Here is a 1,264-nt window from a genome sequence, read left to right on the forward strand (position 1 = left end):
ACTCCTCTCGAGTGACGATGTCGGCGGACAGTCCCTGGGCCATCTCGATCTCTGTGGAGTTGTTCATCGTCCAGGCGGTTCGCTCGGTGACGGCTTCGATCGCCTCTCGAGCGCTCGGGTAGCCGTTGCCCGATTTCTTGACCCCGCCGAACGGTAACTGGACCTCCGCGCCGATACACGGCAGGTTCGCGTACGCCAGCCCGAGTTCGGCGTGATCGCGGAAGTGGTTGATCTGGCGGTAATCCTCGGAGATGATCGCACCCGCGAGTCCGTAGGGGGTGTCGTTGTGGATCTCGAGGGCGCGTTCGACGTCGCCGTCGTACTCGAGCAAGGCGACGTGGGGGCCGAAACACTCCTCTTTCAGGCAGCGCAGGTCGGTGTCGTACTCGATCTCGTAGACGAACGGACCGACCCAGTGGCCCTCCTCGTGGTCGTCCGGGATTTCCTCGTTCTCGAGTTCGAATCGGTCGACCAGCACCTCCGCCCCCTCTTTCCGCGCGAGGTCGTTGTGTTTGCGGATCTTCTCGACGTGATCGGCCTCGATCGCCGGCCCCATGAACGTCTCCTCCTCGAGGGGGTCACCCACCGCGATCTCCTCGGCGATGTCGACGAACCGCGCTTTGAACTCGTCGTAAACGTCCGTGTGGACGATCAGGCGCTCGGAGGAGACACAGCGCTGGCCGGTCGTCTTGAAACTCGACATGATCGCCGAGTGAACCGCGATGTCGAGGTCGGCTTCCTCCGTGATGACGATGCCGTTTTTGCCACCCATCTCGCAGGCCGCCAGCTTCCCGGGTTCGGATCCAACTTTGCCGGCGATTTCGTGGCCGACCTCGGCCGATCCCGTAAAGAGGACGGTGTCGACGCGCTCGTCGTCGGTGATCGCCGCACCGGCGTCGCCGAAGCCCTGAATCATGTTGAACACGCCGTCGGGAATACCCGCCTCGTCCATCATTTCCGCGACGATCTGGCCACACCACGGCGTCTGTTCGGCGGGCTTCCAGATGACGGTGTTGCCCTCGACCAGCGCGATCGCCATGTGCCAGAACGGAATCGCGACCGGGAAGTTCCACGGCGTGATACAGCCGACGACGCCGCGGGGCTTGCGCCGCATGTAGGCGTCCTTGCTCGCGACCTCGCTCGGAACCACGTCGCCGTGAGGGTGACGGGCGTTGCCCGCCGCCCACTCCACCATGTGCCAGGCTTCGGTGACGTCGGCTTTCCCCTCCGAGATCTCCTTGCCACACTCCTTCGAGACGATCTC

General features: G+C 63.9%; 1 protein-coding gene. It reads right to left on the reverse strand.

Going from position 1 to position 1,264, the window contains the following annotated elements; all coding sequences use genetic code 11:
- Nucleotides 1–1,264: aldehyde dehydrogenase family protein (locus tag EA473_RS21755; protein WP_124197692.1), on the reverse strand; the 1,264-nt coding region annotated here is incomplete at both ends.

The sequence above is a fragment of the Natrarchaeobius chitinivorans genome (genome assembly GCF_003841505.1).
Lineage (GTDB): Archaea > Halobacteriota > Halobacteria > Halobacteriales > Natrialbaceae > Natrarchaeobius > Natrarchaeobius chitinivorans.